Annotated in this window: 20 protein-coding genes; 12 read left to right on the top strand and 8 right to left on the bottom strand. The window is 64.6% G+C overall.

Features of this window, described 5'->3' with window-relative positions:
* Positions 1-264 precede the first annotated feature (264 nt).
* On the top strand, positions 265-573 hold the full coding sequence (locus ACX80H_RS12280) for a hypothetical protein (protein WP_459313636.1): 309 nt from the start codon (positions 265-267) through the stop codon (positions 571-573).
* A gap of 669 nt (positions 574-1,242) precedes the next feature.
* On the opposite strand, the gene ACX80H_RS12275 is transcribed toward ACX80H_RS12280, so the two are convergent.
* Positions 1,243-2,034 (bottom strand): alpha/beta fold hydrolase, encoded by a 792-nt coding sequence (locus tag ACX80H_RS12275; protein WP_459313635.1) that lies wholly within the window; start codon positions 2,032-2,034, stop codon positions 1,243-1,245.
* A 102-nt stretch (positions 2,035-2,136) separates the two neighbouring features.
* Here ACX80H_RS12275 and ACX80H_RS12270 point away from each other — a divergent pair, with 102 nt between their 5' ends.
* Complete coding sequence (locus ACX80H_RS12270; RefSeq protein WP_459313634.1) at positions 2,137-2,637, top strand: SRPBCC family protein; 501 nt, start codon at positions 2,137-2,139, stop codon at positions 2,635-2,637.
* A gap of 27 nt (positions 2,638-2,664) precedes the next feature.
* On the opposite strand, the gene ACX80H_RS12265 is transcribed toward ACX80H_RS12270, so the two are convergent.
* A complete protein-coding gene (locus ACX80H_RS12265; protein WP_459313633.1) occupies positions 2,665-3,084 on the bottom strand; it encodes a GlcG/HbpS family heme-binding protein in 420 nt (139 codons plus the stop codon).
* A 173-nt stretch (positions 3,085-3,257) separates the two neighbouring features.
* On the opposite strand from ACX80H_RS12265, the gene ACX80H_RS12260 reads away from it, so the two are divergent.
* The 5 genes from ACX80H_RS12260 to ACX80H_RS12240 all read left to right on the top strand — a co-directional run bounded on the left by ACX80H_RS12260 (position 3,258) and on the right by ACX80H_RS12240 (position 7,371).
* Complete coding sequence (locus ACX80H_RS12260) at positions 3,258-4,121, top strand: class II fructose-bisphosphate aldolase (protein ID WP_459313632.1); 864 nt, start codon at positions 3,258-3,260, stop codon at positions 4,119-4,121.
* 2 nt (positions 4,122-4,123) lie between these two features.
* Entirely contained in the window at positions 4,124-4,930 is an 807-nt protein-coding gene (locus ACX80H_RS12255) for an HAD-IA family hydrolase (RefSeq protein WP_459313631.1), read from the top strand.
* Complete coding sequence (gene dhaL / locus ACX80H_RS12250) at positions 4,927-5,559, top strand: dihydroxyacetone kinase subunit DhaL (protein ID WP_459313630.1); 633 nt, start codon at positions 4,927-4,929, stop codon at positions 5,557-5,559. Before ACX80H_RS12255 ends, dhaL begins: the two co-directional genes overlap by 4 nt.
* 49 nt (positions 5,560-5,608) lie before the next feature.
* Entirely contained in the window at positions 5,609-6,604 is a 996-nt protein-coding gene (dhaK, locus tag ACX80H_RS12245; RefSeq protein WP_459313629.1) for a dihydroxyacetone kinase subunit DhaK, read from the top strand.
* Positions 6,605-6,777: 173 nt separating this feature from the next.
* A complete protein-coding gene (locus ACX80H_RS12240; protein ID WP_459313628.1) occupies positions 6,778-7,371 on the top strand; it encodes a hypothetical protein in 594 nt (197 codons plus the stop codon).
* A 48-nt stretch (positions 7,372-7,419) separates the two neighbouring features.
* Here the strand turns inward: ACX80H_RS12240 and ACX80H_RS12235 are convergent, their stop codons facing one another.
* A complete protein-coding gene (locus ACX80H_RS12235) occupies positions 7,420-8,118 on the bottom strand; it encodes a phosphoribosyltransferase (RefSeq protein WP_459313627.1) in 699 nt (232 codons plus the stop codon).
* 57 nt (positions 8,119-8,175) lie between these two features.
* Positions 8,176-8,901, bottom strand: coding sequence for a hemerythrin domain-containing protein (locus ACX80H_RS12230; protein ID WP_459313626.1), 726 nt, complete (start codon positions 8,899-8,901; stop codon positions 8,176-8,178).
* A 408-nt stretch (positions 8,902-9,309) separates the two neighbouring features.
* Between ACX80H_RS12230 and ACX80H_RS12225 the strand changes: the two genes are divergently transcribed.
* Positions 9,310-9,894, top strand: a complete 585-nt coding sequence (locus ACX80H_RS12225; RefSeq protein ID WP_459313625.1) for a hypothetical protein — start codon at positions 9,310-9,312, stop codon at positions 9,892-9,894.
* A 165-nt stretch (positions 9,895-10,059) separates the two neighbouring features.
* Entirely contained in the window at positions 10,060-11,160 is a 1,101-nt protein-coding gene (locus tag ACX80H_RS12220; protein WP_459313624.1) for a type I restriction endonuclease, read from the top strand.
* On the opposite strand, the gene ACX80H_RS12215 is transcribed toward ACX80H_RS12220, so the two are convergent.
* The 3 genes from ACX80H_RS12215 to ACX80H_RS12205 all read right to left on the bottom strand — a co-directional run bounded on the left by ACX80H_RS12215 (position 11,135) and on the right by ACX80H_RS12205 (position 14,755).
* Complete coding sequence (locus ACX80H_RS12215) at positions 11,135-12,418, bottom strand: hypothetical protein (RefSeq protein WP_459313623.1); 1,284 nt, start codon at positions 12,416-12,418, stop codon at positions 11,135-11,137. The genes ACX80H_RS12220 and ACX80H_RS12215 overlap by 26 nt on opposite strands.
* Before the next feature lie 209 nt (positions 12,419-12,627).
* A complete protein-coding gene (locus tag ACX80H_RS12210; RefSeq protein ID WP_459313622.1) occupies positions 12,628-13,395 on the bottom strand; it encodes a VldE C-terminal domain-containing protein in 768 nt (255 codons plus the stop codon).
* A gap of 301 nt (positions 13,396-13,696) precedes the next feature.
* Positions 13,697-14,755 carry a thermonuclease family protein gene (locus ACX80H_RS12205; RefSeq protein WP_459313621.1) on the bottom strand — a complete coding sequence of 353 codons (1,059 nt, stop codon included), beginning with the start codon at positions 14,753-14,755 and terminating at the stop codon, positions 13,697-13,699.
* A gap of 692 nt (positions 14,756-15,447) precedes the next feature.
* On the opposite strand from ACX80H_RS12205, the gene ACX80H_RS12200 reads away from it, so the two are divergent.
* Entirely contained in the window at positions 15,448-16,815 is a 1,368-nt protein-coding gene (locus ACX80H_RS12200) for a GmrSD restriction endonuclease domain-containing protein (RefSeq protein ID WP_459313620.1), read from the top strand.
* A 93-nt stretch (positions 16,816-16,908) separates the two neighbouring features.
* Here the strand turns inward: ACX80H_RS12200 and ACX80H_RS12195 are convergent, their stop codons facing one another.
* Positions 16,909-18,006 (bottom strand): PQQ-dependent sugar dehydrogenase, encoded by a 1,098-nt coding sequence (locus tag ACX80H_RS12195; RefSeq protein ID WP_459313619.1) that lies wholly within the window; start codon positions 18,004-18,006, stop codon positions 16,909-16,911.
* Between the two features lie 155 nt (positions 18,007-18,161).
* Here ACX80H_RS12195 and ACX80H_RS12190 point away from each other — a divergent pair, with 155 nt between their 5' ends.
* Positions 18,162-18,776 carry an FMN-binding negative transcriptional regulator gene (locus ACX80H_RS12190; RefSeq protein WP_459313618.1) on the top strand — a complete coding sequence of 205 codons (615 nt, stop codon included), beginning with the start codon at positions 18,162-18,164 and terminating at the stop codon, positions 18,774-18,776.
* An 8-nt stretch (positions 18,777-18,784) separates the two neighbouring features.
* The gene (locus tag ACX80H_RS12185) at positions 18,785-20,263 is read left to right on the top strand and encodes an amidohydrolase (RefSeq protein WP_459313617.1); all 1,479 of its coding nucleotides are present in this window, start codon (positions 18,785-18,787) and stop codon (positions 20,261-20,263) included.
* Positions 20,264-20,271 lie beyond the last annotated feature (8 nt).

Here is a 20,271-nt window from a genome sequence, read left to right as displayed (position 1 = left end):
CGCACGCTCTGTAAGGAGGGTCGGAGGCGACGGCGCTGGGTATGACGGCACGAGACCCGATCGCTGATAGGACTCCGACATGGGTGCATTGGCGTCGCCTGCCGACAGCGCCCACCGCAATGACCGATTAATGGGATTAGACCCAAGTCCAGGAGAGATGGAGGACCATTGGTAGGCAGCTTGTATGGTCGGACTGATGATGAGTGGGCGGACTTACGGGAGGCTGCTGAACGATTCCTCGTGTCTGTTGCCAGGAGCAAGGACATGACGGACTATACGTCGCTGAATCGGGCAATCACGGAGGAGACGGGACATCGGCCGTTCAACTTTGGGCAGGAGTCCGATCGAGCCGCGGTCGGTCGGCTCCTAGGGGAGATCTCCCGAGAGACCAATAATCAGCACGGAGTAATGCTCTCGGCGCTGGTCACCCACCGAGGGTCCAACGATGAAGGTGCTGGTTTTTACAAGCTCGCTGCCGAACTCGGGAAGATACCAGCGAAGCCCAACGACGATGAAAAGCTAGTGGCCTTCGTTCGCTTGGTGAAGCAGGTGCATGAGCAGTACGCACGCTAGCGCGGCTTCGAACTTTTGGAATGAGCGGCAGAGCCGGTCGGCGTACCGCACTCGGGCAGCTTCGTCGTCCCAACCCGTTCGATCGCAGCCCTCCCCGAGGAGACATCAGTGAACTTCTGGCGGGAGAGGCCGAGTTCTTTGCAGAGCTCGCCGATGTCGTGTCGAGTTCGATTATCGACGTCATCGCGAAGCGCACCTTCTGTGGCGTCATGAACGGTCGACCACCGACCCGGTCGGGCGCTCGTGCGGAGGCTAGACCGGCGACCATCCGCTCGGAGCAACTCCTGGCTTGTAACGCCGTACAACTCAGCCACGTCCTCTGGTGCCATCATCGTGCCCACCTGGTGTCCCGCTTTCCTTATTGCCCTCACGTTTCTTGGGCAACGCCGTCGTCACTTGGACGCAGAGTGAATTAGCAAGGTGGGGAAAGGTGGAGAGGTCGGACCATGGAATACCGCAAGCGGAGCGAGGATATGCCGCGAAAGTTGGCCTTGAGAGCCTTGCCAAGAGGAGGTAGGACAGTACAGTCACCAGCCGAAACGGAACGGCGCAGCCTATCGGCCAATCCGGAGGCCAGGCGTCGTACCGCTTGCGTGAAGGCCCCACCCCGGCACAGGCCGCCGTGCGAGACGCAAATGGATTTCTCAGCGAAGCAAGCTCGAAGGACAGTTACGACGACGCAGCGGCGGTGGAATCGAGGATGAACTGGGCTGTCTCCTGCGGCTGGTCCCAGTGCGGGAAGTGCCCGCAGTCCTCGAAGACGTGCAGGGTGGCGTCCGGATAAAGAGACATGGCGACGGCGGCCTCACTGAGCGGGGTGACCCTGTCCGACCGGCCCCAGCCGAACGCCAGCGTGCCCTTGATCGTCCCCCGTGGCGCGCCTGCCTGGCGGGGTCCGTGCGCGAGCGACTTACGCGCTTCGTCGAGACTGGGCGAGGTGGCGAATCCGCGGAGCTCCGTCAGGACGAGGTCCGGGTCGAGCTTCCAGGGGGCCACGGAGAACTGGGCGAGCAGCGCCGTCCGGCCCGCAGCCTGCTGGACGAGGAACGGCAGGACGGGCTGGAGGCGCCGTACCAGCGCGATGGACGCGGTAATGCTGCCGTTGAAGATGCGCACCTGCGTGTCGTTCCAGAATCCTCCGGGATCGAGGGCGACGACGTTGCCGGCGTGACCCCGCCGCGCCAGCTCGACCACGATCCGCGCACCCATCGAGCTGCCGACGATATCCGCGTCGCGCACGTTCTCCTGCTCGAGGAACTGCTCGACGGCGTCCGTGAGGGTCGCGATCGTCACCTCGCCCTCGAGCGGCTTGCTGCCGCCGAACCCGGGGAGGTCGATGGCAATGACCTCGCGCTGTTCCTGCAGCAGGGGGAGGACGAGGTCCCAGGTGCGGACGCTCGAGCCGAGCCCATGCACGAGGACGAGTGGCTTTCCGGTGCCGGTTCGTTCGATGCTCAACATGTGGGGCCTTCCGTAGCCAGCGCGAGACCCCAGTCTATGCGGGCACAGATTGCTGCAGCCGATCCCTGCAGGACGAGGGGATTCCTCTGTGAGAATGGGCGCATGAGCCAGACAGAGATCCGCCACCACCAGGAGTCCGTCACGATCCAGGCGTCGGCGGACAGCATCTACGATCTGGTCTCCGACGTCATCCGCACCGGCGAGTGGAGCCCGGTGTGTACGCGGTGCTGGTGGGAGGACGACGCCGACGCGGGCCAAGTCGGCGCCTGGTTCACAGGGCGCAACGAGCTTCCGCACCGCACCTGGGAGACCCGGTCCCAGGTCGTGGCCGCAGAACGCGGCCGTGAGTTCGCGTGGGTGGTCGGCGGCGATCGAGTCCGCTGGGGCTACACGCTGACGCCGGCCGGCACCGAGACAACTCTGACCGAATCGTGGGATTTCTTGCCGGGCGGCATCGCCATGTTCGAGGAGAAGTTCGGGGATGATGCACCCGCGCAGATCATCGATCGGACCCGGCAGGCGCTCGAGGGCATCCCGAAGACGCTCGCCGCCATCAAGCGGATCGCCGAGTCTGGCACGTCGCGTGAGGATGACCGGTCCTAGCGCGTTGTCCCTGCAGCAGGACGCGCCTCAGTAGGCGGCCGCGCCCGCCGAGGCCACTTCCTGGTCCTGCTCGATGGTGCCGGTGGAGACGCCGATGGCTCCCATGATGCTGCCGTCACGTACCAGCGGGATGCCACCGGGGAATACCGCGAGGCGGCCGCCGTGGGCGTCGCTCAGCCCGTAGATGGGACCGTCCTGCCGGGTGACGCCCTGCAGGTCGCCGGTCTCGCACTGGAACGCTATGGACGTGTAGGCCTTGTTGATGGCGATGGTGATGCTGCCGATGTTCGCGCCGTCCATCCGCACGTGCGCCTTCAGGTTCCCGCCGGCGTCGACCACGGCGATGTCCATCGGCTGGCCGATCTCGGTGGCTTTCGCCGCGGCGGCGTCGATGACGCGGCGGGCTTCCTCGGAGGTGATGGTCTCGAGCACTGATCCCTGGGGCATGGAGTGTCCTTCGTCGTCGAAGTGTTGGCCGGAACGGCCGCGCCCCACTCAACCATCGACGTCGGCGCCTGGCGAGGTGGTGATTACCCCCAGGGGTAGGGCGGGAGAACCCCCATACCCAGCGCGGCCTCGCCCACCTAGCGTGGGGGTAAGCCTGACCAGGAGGAATCACCATGGCCGTTGTACCGCTGAAGGACATCGTCGACCCGGCATTCGAGGCACGCTACGGTGTGCCCGCCATCAACATCTTCAATGACCTGACCATGGAGGGCGTCCTTGCCGGTGCCGTGGAGGCCAATTCGCCAGTGATCCTGCAGACCTCGGTCAAGACCGTGCGGAGCATCGGGTCCCGCGTGCTCTTCGACATGTGGCAGTCGATGACGCGGGGGATCGAGGTGCCCGTCACCCTGCACCTGGACCACTGCCCGGACCGCGATGTCGTCACCGAATGCCTCAAGGCCGGCTGGAACTCGGTGCTCTTCGACGCGTCCAACCTCCCGGTCGAGGAGAACCAGCGGCAGACCATCGAGGTGGTCGCGGAGGCCCGCAGCTACGGCGCCCAGGTGGAGGGCGAGATCGAGGCCATCACCGGCGTCGAGGACGATCACGGCTCCGACGAGGTCTCCAAGCAGCAGAGCCTCGAGGTGGCGCTCGCGTTCATCGACGCCACCGGGATCGACGTCTTCGCCCCCTCGATCGGCAACGCCCACGGCAGCTACAAGGCGGCACCCGTGCTCGACGTCGAACGCGTCACGCAGATCGTCGAGGCGCGGAACGTGCCCATCGCCCTGCACGGCGGCAGCGGTCTGAGCGCCGAGCAGTTCGCCGACCTCATCGCCCGCGGCTGCGCGAAGGTCAACATCTCCACGGCGCTCAAGGAGACGTACATGCAGTCCAGCCTGGCGTTCCTCAAGCAGGCCGAACAGAACAGCAAGTGGGATCCGCCATCGCTGTTCAAGCACACGCGGGCCGACGTCGTCGCGATGGTCACAGACCTCTGCGCCCAGTTCGGCAGCGCGGGCAAGGGCGGCCTCTGACCATGCCGGCCCTGATCTTCGACTGCGACGGCGTGCTCGCCGACACCGAACAATACGGCCACCTCCCCGCCTTCAACCAGACCTTCACAGACTTCGGTGTCCCCGTGCAGTGGAGCGTCGAGGAGTACGCCGAGAAGGTGAAGATCGGCGGCGGCAAGGAGCGCATGCGCAGCATCCTCACACCGGCGCTAGCGCTAAAGCTGGGCCTGAATGACGGCGCCGCCATTGATGCGGCGATCCTCTCCTGGCACAAGCGGAAGACCGAGGTCTACAAGGGACTCGTCGAGAGCGGCGTCATGCCGGCGCGGCCGGGCATCGCGCGCATTGTGCAGGAAGCGCACGACGCCGGGTGGACGCTCGCCGTTGCCTCCACCTCTGCGGAGCCCGCGGTTCGCGCTGTCCTCACGCACGCCGTCGGGGATGATCTGGCCGCGCACTTCTCCGTCTTCGCCGGTGACGTGGTGCCCGCCAAGAAACCGGCGCCGGACATCTACCTGCTGGCACTGTCCGAGCTTGGGGTGTCGGCGGATGACGCGATCGTCGTCGAGGACAGCGGCAACGGGCTCCGGGCCGCGGTCGGGGCCGGACTGCGCACTGTGGTGACCGTCAGTGGCTTCACCCACGAGGAGGACTTCACGGGGGCGTCCCTCGTGGTCAGCTCCCTCGGGGATCCCGACGGAGAGCAGGCGGAGGTCCTCGCCGACCCGTACGGCGCTGGCCCGTCCGGCATCGTCACCCTCGCAACTCTGCAGAAACTGCTGTCCACACCCGCCCCTAATTCCGCGACCACCGAAACGGAGAACCCATGAGCGCCACCGACCTCGCCGACGTCGAGTACGTCGTCCACTCCCTGGCGCAGACCGCCGTCGATAAGGAGAAGGAGTTCGGTGACCTCGACGCCGTCGTGGGCGACGGCGACCTCGGCTACTCCCTCGCCCGTGGCTTCGAGAAGGTCCTGGCGGACTGGGACTCGTTCAAGCGGGACGACGTCGCCACCTTCCTGCAGCAGATCGCGCTCGCCATCTCCAGCAGGATCGGCGGGACGTCCGGGCCGCTGTGGGGGACGGCGTTCCTGCGGGCCTCTGCGGCAGCGAAGACGACGGACACGATCGACGGCACTGCCGTCGTCGCCATGCTGCGTGGAGCCACCGACGGCATCAAAGCCCGCGGCAATGCGGACCTCGGTGACAAGACCCTTCTCGATGCCCTGATCCCGGCAACCGACGAGCTCGAACGGCAGCTGGCGGCGGGCGCATCGCCCGAGGAGTGCCGTGCGGCCTTCGCGGCGAAGGTCCGCGAGTGCGCGGATGCGACGTCGACCCTCGAGGCTCGACGCGGCCGCGCCAGCTACAGCGGGGAACGCAGCATCGGGTCCCCGGACGCCGGGGCGGTGGCGGTCGCGATCATCGCGGAGCGCATCGTCGCCGACTGGCCCTGAACGTACTGCTAGCCCAACTCATCCCTACTCACAACGACGTGGAGCCCTCATGAAGAAGTTCGTCAATGATCCGCAGCAGTTCGTCCCGGAGATGCTCGAAGGCCTGGCGCTCGCGAACCCGGACACGCTGAAGTACGTGCCGGAGTACAACCTGATCATGCGCGCCGACGGTCCGGACCAGAACAAGGTGTCGATCGTGCAGGGCTCCGGGTCGGGGCACGAGCCGGCGCACGTCATGATCGTGGGGAAGGGCATGCTCGACGCCGCGTGCCCGGGTGACGTCTTCGCTGCGCCTCCGTTCGACTACGTGTACGAGACGACCAAGCTCATGGCCTCGCCCAAGGGCGTGCTGTTGCTGGTTAACAACTACACGGGCGACAAGATGGTGTTCGAGATGGCGCAGGAGATGTCCTCGGCCGAGGGAATCGAGGTGAAGACGCTGTTCATCAACGACGACGTCTCCGTGGAGGACTCGACCTACACGATCGGCCGCCGTGGCGTGGCCGGCAACTTCTTCGTCATCAAGGCCGTGGCTGCGGCTGCCGACCGTGGGGCCGACCTCGACGAGGTCATCCGTATCGGCGAGAAGGTGAATTCCGTGACCCGCACCATGGGGGTTGCGCTGACCGCGTGCACCCCGCCGGCGAAGGGCAGCCCGCTGTTCGAGCTCGGCGAGGACGAGATCGAGATGGGCGTCGGCATCCACGGCGAGCCCGGGCGTCGTCGGGCGAAGATGATGACCGCCAACGAGATCGTCGAGGAACTCCTCGGCCCGGTGGTGAAGGACCTGCCGTTCGGCGACGGCGACCGCGTGGCCCTCATGGTCAACGGCCTCGGTGGTACCCCGATCAGCGAGCTGTACCTGCTGTACGGGCAGGCGCACAAGCGCCTCGCGGAGCAGGGCATCAGCGTGGGCCGCAGCTATGTGGGGGAGTACTGCACGTCCCTGGACATGGCCGGCGCATCCATCACGCTGGTGAGGCTCGACGACGAGATCGAGTCACTGCTCATGGATCCGGCGGAGATCCCGATCCGCGTGTTCTAGATTCACGGCGTACGACGGCGGGTCGCTCACCTCTCGGTGGGCGGCCCGCCGTTTTCAGCAGGCATTCAAGGTGTCATTGACCATCACGACCGATGAGAAGATGTAACCTGACGACGAGCTCCCAGGGTCTGACGGTTGGAGCGGGCATCGAACCATCTCTATGGGGGCACTCCTTGGATCCACTCGGCGGCATGAGCCTCGGCGCCCTGCACATCCTCACCTGGATAGCACCTGCCGTCGTCGCGTTGGTGGCGGGTGTCCTGCTTCGACGCAGCTTCCACTGGATCGCGGTCGGTGCCGTTCTGCTCTTCGCCGCACTCAACGCGGCTGCTGGGATCTACGTGCTGAACCACTTCAGTGAGCCGAGGTGGTCGCCGGAAGGAAATGCACCCCTGAGTGCTCCGTCGCTCTCCGAGACACCGATGGTGGGTGAGTTCCTGGTGCCACTGGACTCCGCGCTGGAAGGAGTAGTCGGCGGGGTGAACGACTTCCGGGCGTTCCAGCAGGCCCTCCCCATAGCGCTGGACTTCCTTGCCACCTCCGGCTGGGCCTTGCTGGTGTCATTCCCCCTGGTCATCCTCGCCGCGTGTGTCAGCTTCGCTAAGGCTCGACGTCGGAAGGCTGAATTCACGAAGTATCGTGCCACTGTCGATGCGCTCAAGGACGAGCTCGAGCAGGTCAAGCGTCAGATCGCGGCCGGATACCCCATCCATCCGGCACGTTCCGTGGATGCACGGGCTCACCGTCCGACGAGCCCGGAGGCCTAAGCCTGATTGTGTGTTCAGGCCGGCCCGGTTGCCGGTGGCTTCGGCCTGCTACTGCCCCTCCCGCGGATCAGAACAACCACCGTCGGGGCCACTCCGGGAGCGGGCCGCGGTGTCGAGCAGCTTGACCACTTCGTCGTCCTCGGTGGCTGAGAAGTCGTTGTAGTAGCTGCCCACGGCCTCGAATCTCCGCGGTGAAACCAGGCTCACGATTTCGTCCGCCTCCGTGAACGAGGCCACAGTCGATGCCGGCGCGACTGGTACCGCCAGGATCACCCGTGCCGCGCCGAGTTGCTTGGCTACTTGGCACGCTACGCGCGCAGTGGAACCGGTGGCCATGCCGTCGTCCACGACGACGACGATTCGCTCGCGGACATCTGTCCGGATTCTTCCCCGTCGGTACCGGGTCCGGCGCTCCTCGAGGAGCTGACGTTCTTTCGTCTCGATCGTTTGCAGGTCCTCCTCCGTGACAGCAGCCTGCGAAAGGATGTGCGCATCGAGGACCCGGGTGCCGCCCTCCCCAATGGCGCCCATGGCAAGCTCTGGCCGGAAGGGAACCCCCAGCTTCCGCACCACGATCACATCCAGCGGCGCGCCAAGGGCTTTCGCCACCTCGAAGGCAACCGGAACACCGCCACGGGGCAGACCGAGCACCACCAGGTCCTGACCCCGTAGCCCTGCCAGCCTTCGCCCCAACCGCCGTCCGGCGTCGGCCCTGTCCACGAAGGTTCTGGACTTTTTGCTCGGCACGCTGCACTCCTCGGGTGGTTGGTGCTTTTATCCGGCGTCTGCACCCTTCACCGTGGTTCACAGCGTGTCGGGAATGACACGTCCCGGGAAGAGCGTGGCGTACTGCTTCCGATAGAGCCTGCGCCCTACGAGGCGGTAGGCGAGACGGACCGGCGGCGGAATCTCCTTGAAGAACTCCTCGCGCTCGCCGGGCGGATTTGTGGCCAGTACCATCCCGAGGTATCCGACCAGGAACTTCTTGTCGAACGTCTCCACCCCGTGCTTCCCGATCTCCTTCCCCTCCTTCTCGGTCATCACTCTGTCCACAGCGGGCATCACCTCGGTGACCTCACGGCGCAGGTGCACCTGGAGGACGGTCGACAGCTCCTCGTACCGATCAGCGAGGTCTGCTCTGACGCTTGCGTCGGCTGTCTCCATCCAGCGCAGGCGAACCGGCTCGATGCTCTCGAGCCGTTGGGTGACCTGCCTGTGCTGCTCGAGCATCAGCTCGACGTGCAGCGCGCACCCCGGTGCTCTTTCGGCCAGCCGCGGGTACATGAGGAGGTCCTCGCCTTCGTGATGCACATGGAGCACCTTGTCGAAGTTCCCCAGTACTTCGCCGACGTATGCGGCGCGGTCAGTGTCGCCTGGCTCGGCGGATCTCACCAGCCCGGGCGCCTCGTCGTACGCCCACAGGAAGAAGCGGTGGATACGCCGCATGCTCGCCGATCCGTTGCAGAGAATGGGCCCTGATGGCACTGGCGCTGCGGTCTCGCCGGGTCTCATAGTGAAGAAGTCAGTCATGGGATTGCCCCTCATGGAATTGGTCGAGACCAAGCTCCTCCCCGGCTGAAGCATAGGCTTCGCCCCCGCTCTCGACAATGGCTCTTCAACACTCGCCGCTCATGGACCCAGCGGAGGTTTCGATACGTACGCTTCAAAAGCACAGTGCACGACAGCGGGCCGGTCGCATTCGGACGGTCGGCCCGTTTCTGCAGCACTAGACCTCTGACAAATCACGCCGATCCCCGATGACGGGTGTCTGAGCGGATGTGTCGAACCCGTCAACGCCATGACGAACCACTGGGCCACGGTGTCGCTGACCATCCCGACCGATGAGGACATATAGCCTTACGGCGGTGTGTCAGCGCTCGGGCTCCTGACACGCATTCAATTCTTCTATGGGGGTACTCCTTGGATTTACTGGGCAGCATGAGCCCCGACGCACTTCGCGCCTTCTCATGGATTGCAGCCGCCGCCATTGTGTTGGCGTTCGGGTTGTGGCGTCCGCGCAGCCTGCACTGGATTGTGCTTGGCGCGGTTCTGATCTTCGCCGCGTTCAACGCAGCGGCCGGAATCTACGTCTTGAGTACCTTCAGCGATTCGCGGTGGTCCCCGGATGGAGGGGCACCGTTGAGCGCTCCGTCGCTCTCCGAAACGCCCCTCGTGGGGGAGTTTCTGGTGCCACTTGACTCCGTTATGGAAGGAGTAGTGGGAGGGGTGAATGACTTCCGCTCATTCCAACAGGCACTTCCCATCGCGCTGGACTTCCTTGCCACTTCTGGGTGGGCATTGCTGGTGTCATTCCCGCTGGTCATTCTTGCCGTTGGTACTAGCTTCCTTACCGCGCAGCGCCGGAAGGCGGACTTCAGGAAGTACCGCGCAACTGTCGATTTGCTCAAGGAGGAGTTGGAGCAGATCAAGCGGCAGATTTCATCAGGGAGTGGCGGCGCTACGGCGCTCACCGTAGGGGGTAGCGGTACTGACGCGCGGTCCAGCCGGACGAACCGAGGATGATGCGGGTCGGAAGCTATATGTCCCCGCGTTCTCATCTGTAACACTCGACACCGGGCCGATCGCCTTTGCATGCACGGTCCGCCGTTTCGTGCCTCACACGTCATTTGAGGCAAAAGGTCCCTGCGCAGTATTAGGGTGAAGCAACCATTCAACGCAGGGGGATTTGTGGAATTTGCAGAACGATTGACAGCGCTGGCCGCGAAGGTGCGGCAGCAGAGGTCTCAGATCGAAACTGAAGAGGCAACGAAAAACGCTTTCATCATGCCGTTCATCTCGACCATCCTCGGGTACGACGTCTTCAATCCTCTGGAGGTGGTGCCGGAGTTCACTGCCGATGTTGGTGTGAAGAAGGGCGAGAAGATTGACTACGCGATCATGCACGGCGGTACTGTGCAGATCCTTATCGAGTGCAAGAAGTCAAAGGAACCGCTGAAAATCGAGCATGCGTCCCAGCTGTATCGATACTTCGCTGTCACCAATGCGCGGATCGCCATTCTGACGAACGGCGAAGTGTACGAGTTCTTCACGGACCTCGACGCGCCGAACCGCATGGACGCCAAGCCCTTTCTGGTGCTGGACCTCAATGACATCGACGAGACACTGATTCCTGAGCTGATGAAGCTTACGAAGGACGTTTTCGATCTCGACTCGATCATCAACGCCGCAGGCGAGTTGAAGTACATCGGTCAGATCAAGCGAACGTTGGCATCACAGTTCAAGGAGCCGGACGCTGAGTGGATCAAGGCCCTCACCATGCGGGTGTATGACAGCGGCGCATACACGCAGAAGGTGCGCGAGCAATTTACTCCGCTGGTGACGAAAGCGACGAAGCAGTTCCTCAACGAGCAAGTGAACGAACGGCTGAAAGCGGCTCTCGGCGCCCCCAATTTCCCGATGGCCAGTGACTCGGTGATCGCCGCGACCGTCACGAGTGAGCAGGCCGTGGAAGATGACCTAGCTGAAACAGGAGTGGAGACGACGCTGGAGGAGATGGAGGGCTTCCAGATAATCCGGGCCATCGTCTGCAACGAGGTTAAGCCCCTACGCGTTGTCCACCGCGACGCGAAGTCCTACTTCGCAGTGCTGCTCGATGACAACAACCGGAAGCCGATTGCCCGATTGCACTTCAACAGGGTTCAGAAGTACCTAGGCGTCTTCGACGACCAGAAGGCTGAGCAGCGCATCCCCATCAGCTCGCTTGATGAGATCTACGAGCACGGAGATACCCTCCGATCCAGCGTCAGAGCGTATCTCGCGGCTGGCTGATTGCCTGCTGTTCTTCCGCTGCATCGAGTTCTTTGCGCTGTTCATCCTTCGTCCGCTTGATCCACTTTGGACGTGAGAATTCAATGTCCCGCAGCTTCTGTACCTGGGGTTTCGCCTTGCCCACGGCCCCAGGTACAGAGCTCGCGGCAGTACCAACAAGCTGTCGAGTTTGAGCTGTGAGGTCAGTGAAGGATTTCCGCCACGACTCGCGTTCGACAGCTTCATAGACGAGATCCTCAAGCCCGTAGATGGTTGCAAACTTGGCAACGGTCTGCTGAATAGCTTCGGCAGCGTCCAACGTGGACTTGCTCCGGAGAGGACTAACGACCCTAGAGAAGTCATTTATGGTTGCGGTGCTGCTGACGGTGTCATTGAGTTTTTGGAGGCGCTCAGCAGTGAATCCATGGCGGCGCGCTGTCGCATGCTCAATGGCTCGAACGTGGTGCTCGATCTCGTGGGGCTCAGACTTTGCCACATGAGCGATCTCCAGAGCATCAAATCGGTCTTGGTTAGCCTGGCACGCAGCTAGAAGGACCAGCCACGACTGGATTTCTGTACGACTTGCGAGCTTGATTGCGTCCGCTCGCTCGGCTGTACTGCCGGTGGTTAACGAATCAACAATCACGTCAAGCTGATTGAGCGCGTAGGAGGTTGACTGAGCCAACGATGTGCTGTGGCCGGACACCTGTGCCCAGGTCGTCTCGCTCACCCGGCCAGTCTCTTCGTATAGCGCGTACGCCTTCTCCAATACGAGCGTGACACCCTGCACGTCTCCCAGCGCCTGCGCCCTGTTATCCGACAACAGTCTGTCGAGCTTGACGTCCATGGCTTCGACGAGTTGTTCGAGGTCAGCGAGAGCAGCTTTCAGTGCGGCGGCTGCGCTGAGCGCAGCTACATTGGACATAGCCATGGGATTTAGCTGAGTCGGCTCGAACTTCGCTGTAGACGCGATACGGCCCTTCGCTCCTCGGATGATTCCGGCTACGGGACCGTCAGGATTGAATTTCTTGTATTTCGCAAGGAGTTGAGCGGAGTCTGTAGTCAGTGTGAAAGTGGTACCAACGGCGGAGGACCCAGTAAGGGCACTGAGGCCGGCAGCGGCTGCGACGGCGTCTATAGTCGCTCGCTTGGCCTTCTGTGCCAACTCGGGACGAATAGCCAGTTCCTGCATGAACCTCTGCACGATATCCGCGCTGCCGGCGACGGCGACTTCGTTTCCAGTTATGACCAGTCCGAGTTCTTGGTTCTCTAGCTCCATGCCTTCATCTAAGCAGAAGCACGCCTTTTAACCTGTCGATAAACTGACACGCCTGCGGGATAGCAGGCCATGTCGATTTGACGGGCCGCCGCTGGGAGGGGGCAAGGCGCCCCACAACCGTCAGTCCCTCCCGCAGTTCCTACTCCGGAGAGTTGAGGGCAGTCCTGCACTGTGCGAGAACACGTTCCACCTGCTCCAGGCGTCGATAACTATTCGTCGCCGCCACGCAGCACATCGACGTGCACGTGATCCAGGTGCCGCAGGATCTCATTGGCCGGAGCCGGCGCGTCGTAGGGGTGCCACTGCCCTTGAGCGATGCGCGCACTCCAAAACTGGTCGTCGAAAATGACGTACTGGATGTCCAGGTCCTCGGCATGGGCCACCAGCCAGTGGGACAGCATCCACCCCTCGCGCCGGTTCTCCTCGGTCACCGGACGGAAGAACACATCGATGGCCCGCCCGTCGTAGTGCGTGGATTCCTCTCCGTGTCCCTGCCCTACGCTGCCCGGCGCAAAGCCTCCGAGGCTCTGGTCGCCGAACACCTCCATCATCTCCGTCCGCACCTGCTCAGCGCGGGGAGTCAGGCCGGAGGCAGTCATCTCCTCTATTTTCAAAGCGTCATCGACCGAACCCCTGCAGCTCAGCGCCGGCCCTGCATCGCCGGACGGTCCCTCCGCCAGGACTTGCAGGACGGCCTTGTCGATACCCGCGGTGTCCGCAGACTCCGCGCCGCGTGCTCGGAGCGCCACCGCCGTCGTCGCCATCTTCGCCTCCTCGCGACCGAGCCCGATCTCACCGTCCTGCGTCTGTACGACGCACTCCGGACCTATCAGGAGCGACTCGCTGCCGGAGCGCAGGCTGCTGAGGAGGCTGGGCCCTATGACCGACAGCACCGCAGCGAGCGCGCCGAGCAGGAGGACAGTGAGGAACACACGGGCCGGACGGCGTCGATTCCTGGAAGCTGTGCTGCCGGTCAAGTGCGCTGCCCGGGAGAACTCGGTCGGGCGATGAAAGGCGTAGGTTCACCGGTCGATTCACGTCTGCAATTGACTACCGCGGCGGACTTGCTCACGACGACCGATCCTTCCCCGTTGGGGCGCGTTCCCCTCTCGGAGAAGTGCAACATGCCATTCAGAGAGTTAATCGACGGTCAGCGTCAGTAGTTCCCTCGGTGGGCCGACGCAGCGGTCGCCCTGCATCGGTCTGGCGATCCCAGCACAGTCGGTTGCGGCTCCAAGGGCTGGGAGCCCGTCCGACGAACCGATCGGGTTATCGGACTCAGCAGGGGCGGTAGGTCTTGCCACCGGGTGCATAACAACGAGGACCGGTGTAGCCCGGATAAGGATCCTGAGCTGCCGGGGGAGCAGGTGGGACGTAGGGCGCAGCGGGCGGGATATAGGGCTCCGGTACGGGCGGAAGGTTCCGAATCCGCTCCTGCTCTGCGGCTGCTGCCGCTTCGGCGGCCAGACGGCTCGCCTCAGCACGAGCGTTTGCTTCTGCCTGGATACGCTCGGCCTCGACGCGTGCGGCTTCTACGGCTTCAGCCTGAATTCGTTCGGCCTCGACCCGAGCAGCTTCCGCAGCCCTGGCGGCTTCTGCTTCGGCCGCTGCGGCTTGGGCTGCCTTTTCCGCTTCGACGCGTTTGCGTTCGGCGGTGGCCTCGGCTTCTTTGAGAGCTGTGGCTTTGGTGTTGGCGGTTGTCAGAGACTGCTCGCCCCGCGCGATCTGCTTGTCGAGGTCGCGCATCATCGCGGCTGTGCGATCGGCTCCGAGTGCAAGAACGCGGACGGTGTCCTTGCCTGCCTCAAGGGCTTCCCGTGCGGCCTTCGCAGTGGTCAGGGCGGCGAGGATGCCAGCGGCAGTTGCAGCGGCCGCTGCTCCCGTCTCCCCAACCGGTGCCTCGGTTGCCGCGGCGAGGGTTTCCATGGCATCAGTCACCTCCGCCGGAAGGGTGCAGCCCGCGGCGGAGTCGAGTAGTCCGACGCCCTGAATCGTGGCCTCGTTGTAAGCCGCTTGCACCTCGTCGTAGTACTTCTTGTTCGGCTCGATGAGAACGGGTACGCCCAGGCCCACCCGCGCGAGCTCCGCATTGACCAGGGTTTGGTCCTCGAGAAACACTGCGGCGAGCACGCGGTCGTATTTGTCCGTCCGCTCGACGTCGAAGTCCAACGCAACCTTCGTTCCGGGCGGAGTCAGCGATTCGAGCTTTTGTGTGGCCTCCGGGCCGAGGCACTCGACGGGCTTGTCGGGGTGCTTCGTCTCAGGCGTATCCACGTTCAGCAGACGTACGGTCTGGTCCGCGTTGTCGAAATTGATGACGAGGGTGTCGCCGTCCACGACCCGCACCACGGTGCCTGGCTGGTACTCGATTGTCGTACTGCCTGCCGCTGCACTCGACTGGTCAGGGGCGGTGCAGCCCGTCAGGGTCGAGGCGAGGACCGCCGCGGTGAGGATGGTCGCCGGTGCGAGGCGGCGGAAACGAGCAGGATTCATCGGCCTTTTTCTACGGGTACGAATACGGTGCTGGAGCGGGTGGGTCAGATGGGAGCATCTGCCGCTACCGCTCGAAGGGAGTGCCACCTAATGCGGATGTGCCTTCCAGGCCTGATGCAGGTTCTTCGGAACAAGCGCGTTCCCGTGAAGGATGACATCAAAGACTTAGCACAGATCCATACCTCTACGAATTGAGCCACAGAGCGTGACAGATTCTGCGCGGCCGAGCGGTTAGCTTCGTCGGATCGATGGATCCCCGAGTTGATCAAGGATTGGTGCCTGTCAGTCGGCCCAGCCCCTTGAACCAATCCGACCATCCAAGTCGAGGAAGGCACCCAGCTCTGCCGATCCTGAGCGAAAGCTGAGCTTGCGTGGCGTCACATACGGACTGGTCGATCGACCATCGCAGGCAGTTCAGATCCTTGTGATGTCTACACGTAAACTTCCCCAAGACACTGCATCAACCCCGGGGGCTCTCCATCAATTCTTCATTCCGTCCGCCTGCCCAAAATTCGTCATCGACGATCAAGCTGGAGGTGCGGCGCTCGACGGCTATCATCGCCGGTCTCGCCCTGTTCCTCGTCGTCATCGGCCTCATCACCAATGGCCTCAGCGGGGCGCTCATCATGGCGGCGACATTCGCACTCTTTACGGGGCTCTACACGCTCCTGACCAACCGCCCGTCGTGGGCACGCCTGGCCGGACGCAAGGCCGGGGCCATCACTGCGGGAGCTGCCGTCGTCGCCCTCCTCATCGGCGGCTCCATCGCACCCACGGACGACACCGTCCCCACAGCCGTCGCCGAACAGGCAACCGAACAGGCCGAGCCCGCCAGCGAACCCAGCACGAGCGCGCCGTCCCCGACAACAACCGCTTCTGCAACGCCAACGCCTACCGCAAAACCGACACCATCGCCCAAGCCCAGTGCAACGCCGTCGGACGTCGCTCCACTCGACTCCGATGCCGTCGAGGACGCGGCCGGGACGCCACGTGCGCCGTCGAGCCAGCCGGCCGCCAACACCACGGCCCTCGTGGTGCTGGAGACCCTGCCCATCAAGGGGCGTGCGCCGAAGACAGGCTATGACCGCGAGAAGTTCGGGCAGGCATGGGCCGACGTCGACCACAACGGCTGCGACACCCGCAACGACATGCTGAATCGCGACCTGACGGAGATCGCCTATGTGAACTCGGTGCCCTGCAAGGTGCAGTCCGGGGTGCTCGATGATCCCTACACCGGGACCGTCATCCCGTTCCTGCGCGGAGAGGCGACGAGCAGCGACGTGCAGATAGACCACGTCGTCGCCCTGTCCGACGCGTGGCAGAAGGGTGCGCAGCAGTTGACCTTCGACCAGCGCGTCGCCTTCGCGAACGACCCGCTGAACCTGCAGGCCACCGACGGGCCCACGAACCAGCAGAAGGGCGACGGCGACGCCGCCACCTGGCTGCCGCCGGACACGTCCTACCGCTGCGAGTATGTCGCTCGGCAGGTCTCGGTCAAGGCGACCTACACCCTGTGGGTGACGCAGGCCGAGCACGACGCCATGGCCCGGATCCTGTCCGACTGCAACGGCATCCTCGCCCCGACCAACCAGATGGCGCCGTCCGTCACCCAGCCCCCTGCACCGGTGGAGACCGAGGCGCCCGCGCCCGTCGTGCCGGAGCCTGTCGCCCCACCTGTCGTTGAACCGGCTCCTGTCGCACCTCCGGTCGTCGAGCCCGTACCCGTGGCACCCGCGCCGGTAGCACCTGCTCCTGTAGCTCCGGCACCGGCACCGGCGCCGGCGCCGGTCTACGCCAACTGCTCGGAAGTCCGTGCCGCCGGTGCGGCCCCGATCGTCGCAGGCTCACCTGGCTTCCAGCCGAAGTTCGACCGTGATGGCGACGGAATCGGCTGCGACAGCTAGTAGGACCCATGAGAGGGAACAACGGCGGGGCAGTCACGAACAGTGGCTGCCCCGCCGTCGTTGTGGCGTCTTAGCGCGATGCAACCCGCTAGGTCAGGCCGGGATATCGATGCTGACGATGCGGTCGTCACCCGGACGCGGCTCGCTCCGTCCATTGGTGTTGTTGGTGAGCACCCACAGGCGTCCGTCCGGCGACTCGATCACCGCCCGGAGCCGGCCGTACTCACCCACTAGGTACTCGGTGCCGGTGGTGGGATCGCCCACGGGTACGGCACGCAGCCTCGCACCGCGCAGATTGGCGATGAAGACCGTGTCCTCGACCACCGTGATCCCGCTCGGACTCGCCTCGGACGGGCTCCACTGCTGGACCGGATCGACGAATCCCTCTTCCTCGGCGATGCCCTCGACGACCGGCCAGCCGTAGTTCTCACCGGCCTCGATGACGTTCAGTTCGTCCCACGTGTTCTGCCCGAACTCACTGGCGAACATGGTGCCGTCCGCCGCCCAGGCAAGACCCTGAACGTTGCGGTGACCATAGCTGAAGACGAGGGATCCGGGGTAGGGGTTGTCCGCGGGGACCTCGCCGTCCGGCGTCATGCGGAGGATCTTTCCCCCCAGGGAGTCGAGGTCCTGCGCCCTGTCCGGTTCGCCGGCGTCGCCCACCCCGGCATACAGCATGCCGTCCGGCCCGAAGGCGATGCGGCCGCCGTTGTGGATCCTGTTCGAGGGCAGCTCGTCGACGAGGGTCTCCGCGTCCCCCAGGGTCAGGGAACCGGGACCGCCGTCGAGCGTCAAGCGCTGTATCCGGTTCCCGTCCGTACCGGTCGAGTAGGCATACAGGCGGTCCTGGTCGTCGACGGCGAGACCGAGCAAGCCACCCTCTCCGCCGTGTCTCACGCCTTCGACCGTGCCGACCTCCCGTCGATTGCCTGCATCATCGAGTTCGAAGATCCGTGCGGTGTCCCGCTCGCTGATGAGGAGGGTGCCGTCGAGGAACGCCATGGACCACGGCAGGGCCAGACCTGTGGTGATATCCCGTGCGCCGGCCGCTGCGTTCACGCCGACGTCGGGTCCCGACGTTCCATCGGTGGAGTTCCCGGACGGGTCGGCACCGCTGCTCGTCGTGCAGCCGGTAACCAGGGTGGCGACGACGAGACCGACGAAACCGGCGTGGGGGATCTGTCTCAGCATGCTCGGCTCTTTTCAGTGGGGTCGCTCAGCAAAGCCCGATGTCATGCTGAACGATCCAGTTGTCCGGAAGTGCCCGGCACCCCGACGCGCTGCCCGCGACGGCGCATTCCTGGTTGTCCTCGAAGGCCAGGAACAATCGTGGCAGAGTGACGAGCATGCGCCACACGCCCTCTTTCGTCCTGTCCGATGTCGGCGAGGTCAAGCGACTCGTCCGGGAGAATCCGTGGGCGACCATCGTGTCCTCACCCGCCGGCGGTCTCGTTGCGTCCCACTACCCGGTCGTCCTTGAAGAGACTGCTGATGACACCATCAGCATCGTCAGTCATGTCGGTCGCCCCGACGAGCGGCTGCATGAACTCGGCGACCACGAGGTGCTGCTGATCGTCCAGGGACCGCATGGCTACATCTCGCCGGGCTGGTACCCCAGCGACCAGATCATCCCGACGTGGAACCACGTCACGGCCCACCTGTACGCGACGCCAGAGATCCTGTCCGACGAGGAGAACTTCCTGGTGCTGGGAAAGCTCGTCGACCACTTCGAACGCGTCATGCCGGAGCCCAGCTCACTGACCCTGGATCCCGAGGGATCGCGCCGCGTCGCCCAGGGAACAGTAGGCATCCGCCTGCGCGTGACCCGCTTCGACGCCAGGCTGAAGCTCAGCCAGGACAAGGCGCCCGCAGTGAGGGAGCGCATCATCGACGAGCTCGAGCACGGCGAGCACTACCCCCAATCGGCCCTCGCCCGGGAGATGCGGCGGGTCCAGGGATGAGGAGCGAGATGAGTGACGTCCTGCTCCGCTCCGCCCGGCTGGTCGGGACGGCGGGGGATCCGCTCGACATCCTGGTCGAGAACGGGATGATCACGGCTATCGGTGAATCCATTCGTTCCGGTGCAGCCCAGGTCGTGGATGCCGGCGGACGATGGGTGACACCGGGCCTGTGGGACTCACACGTGCACATGAGCCAGTGGGCCCTCATGCGACAGCGCCTCGACCTGTCCTCGGCGGCATCTGCCGCCGAGGTGGCGATGCTCGTGGCCGAACGCCTGCGTGCGGCACCACCTCCCGCCGGGCAGCCCCTGATCGGCTACGGCTTCCAGGACGGACTGTGGCCGGATGCACCGTCAGCAGGGCTGCTCGACGCCGTCAGCGCCGACGTGCCCGTTGTCCTGGTGAGCAAGGACCTCCATGCCGCGTGGCTCAATTCCCGGGCTCTCGCCCAGCACGGTCGCGCCGGCCATCCCACGGGGTTGCTGCGCGAACAGGCCGCCTTCGACGTCAACACACGCATCAGCGCGGTTCCCGACCAGCACCTCGACGCCTGGGTCGCCGATGCGGTCGACGCTGCGGCCGCCCGGGGTGTTGTCGGCATCGTCGACCTCGAAATGACGCTCTCCCTCGACCGATGGACCCACCGTGTCGCTAGCGGCACTCGCGGCCTGAGGGTGCGGGCCGGTGTGTATCCGCAGGATCTCGACGCCGTCATCGCGAGGGGGTTGCGCACAGGCGACGTCATCGACGGTACCGATGGCTTGGTCACGATGGGACCGTTCAAGATCATCACCGACGGCTCTTTGAACACCCGGACCGCGTTCTGCCACGACCCATATCCCGGGCTCGAGGGCGCAGACGAAGGGCACGGGATCTCCATCGTGGACGGGAACGACCTCGTCGGCTATCTCCGCCGCGCGTCGTCGGCCGGGCTCGTCCCCGCGGTCCATGCCATCGGCGATGCCGCGAACTCTCTCGCGCTCGACGCGTTCGAGGAAGTCGGCTGTGGCGGCAGCATCGAACATGCTCAGCTCGTCCATGAGAAGGACTTCCGGCGATTCGCGCGGCTGGGGATCACGGCGAGCGTCCAACCGGAGCACGCGATGGATGACCGTGACGTCGCGGACCGCTACTGGCCCGGGCGGACGCACAGGGCCTTCGCCTTCGCGAGCCTGGTAGCAGCAGGAGCGAGGATCACCCTCGGCTCGGACGCGCCCGTCGCCCAGCTCGATCCATGGGTCTCGATGGCCGCCGCCGTGTCCCGTGCGCGTGACGGTCGGGAAGCATGGCACCCGGAGCAACGCGTTCTGTCCTCGGTGGCCCTCGCAGCGTCCACCGACGGGCGTGCGACGCTCGAAGCGGGCTCGGTCGCGGACCTGGTGATCACCGAGCGGGACCCGCTCGTTGCCAGCGACCAGCAATTGCGGAATTTCCGGGTGTCAGCAACGATGCTCGGCGGTCGCTGGACGCACTTCACCCTCGACTGAAAGCCGGG

The organism is Arthrobacter pasteuri (assembly GCF_054510955.1).
This window is presented reverse-complemented; position numbering and strand designations above follow the sequence as displayed.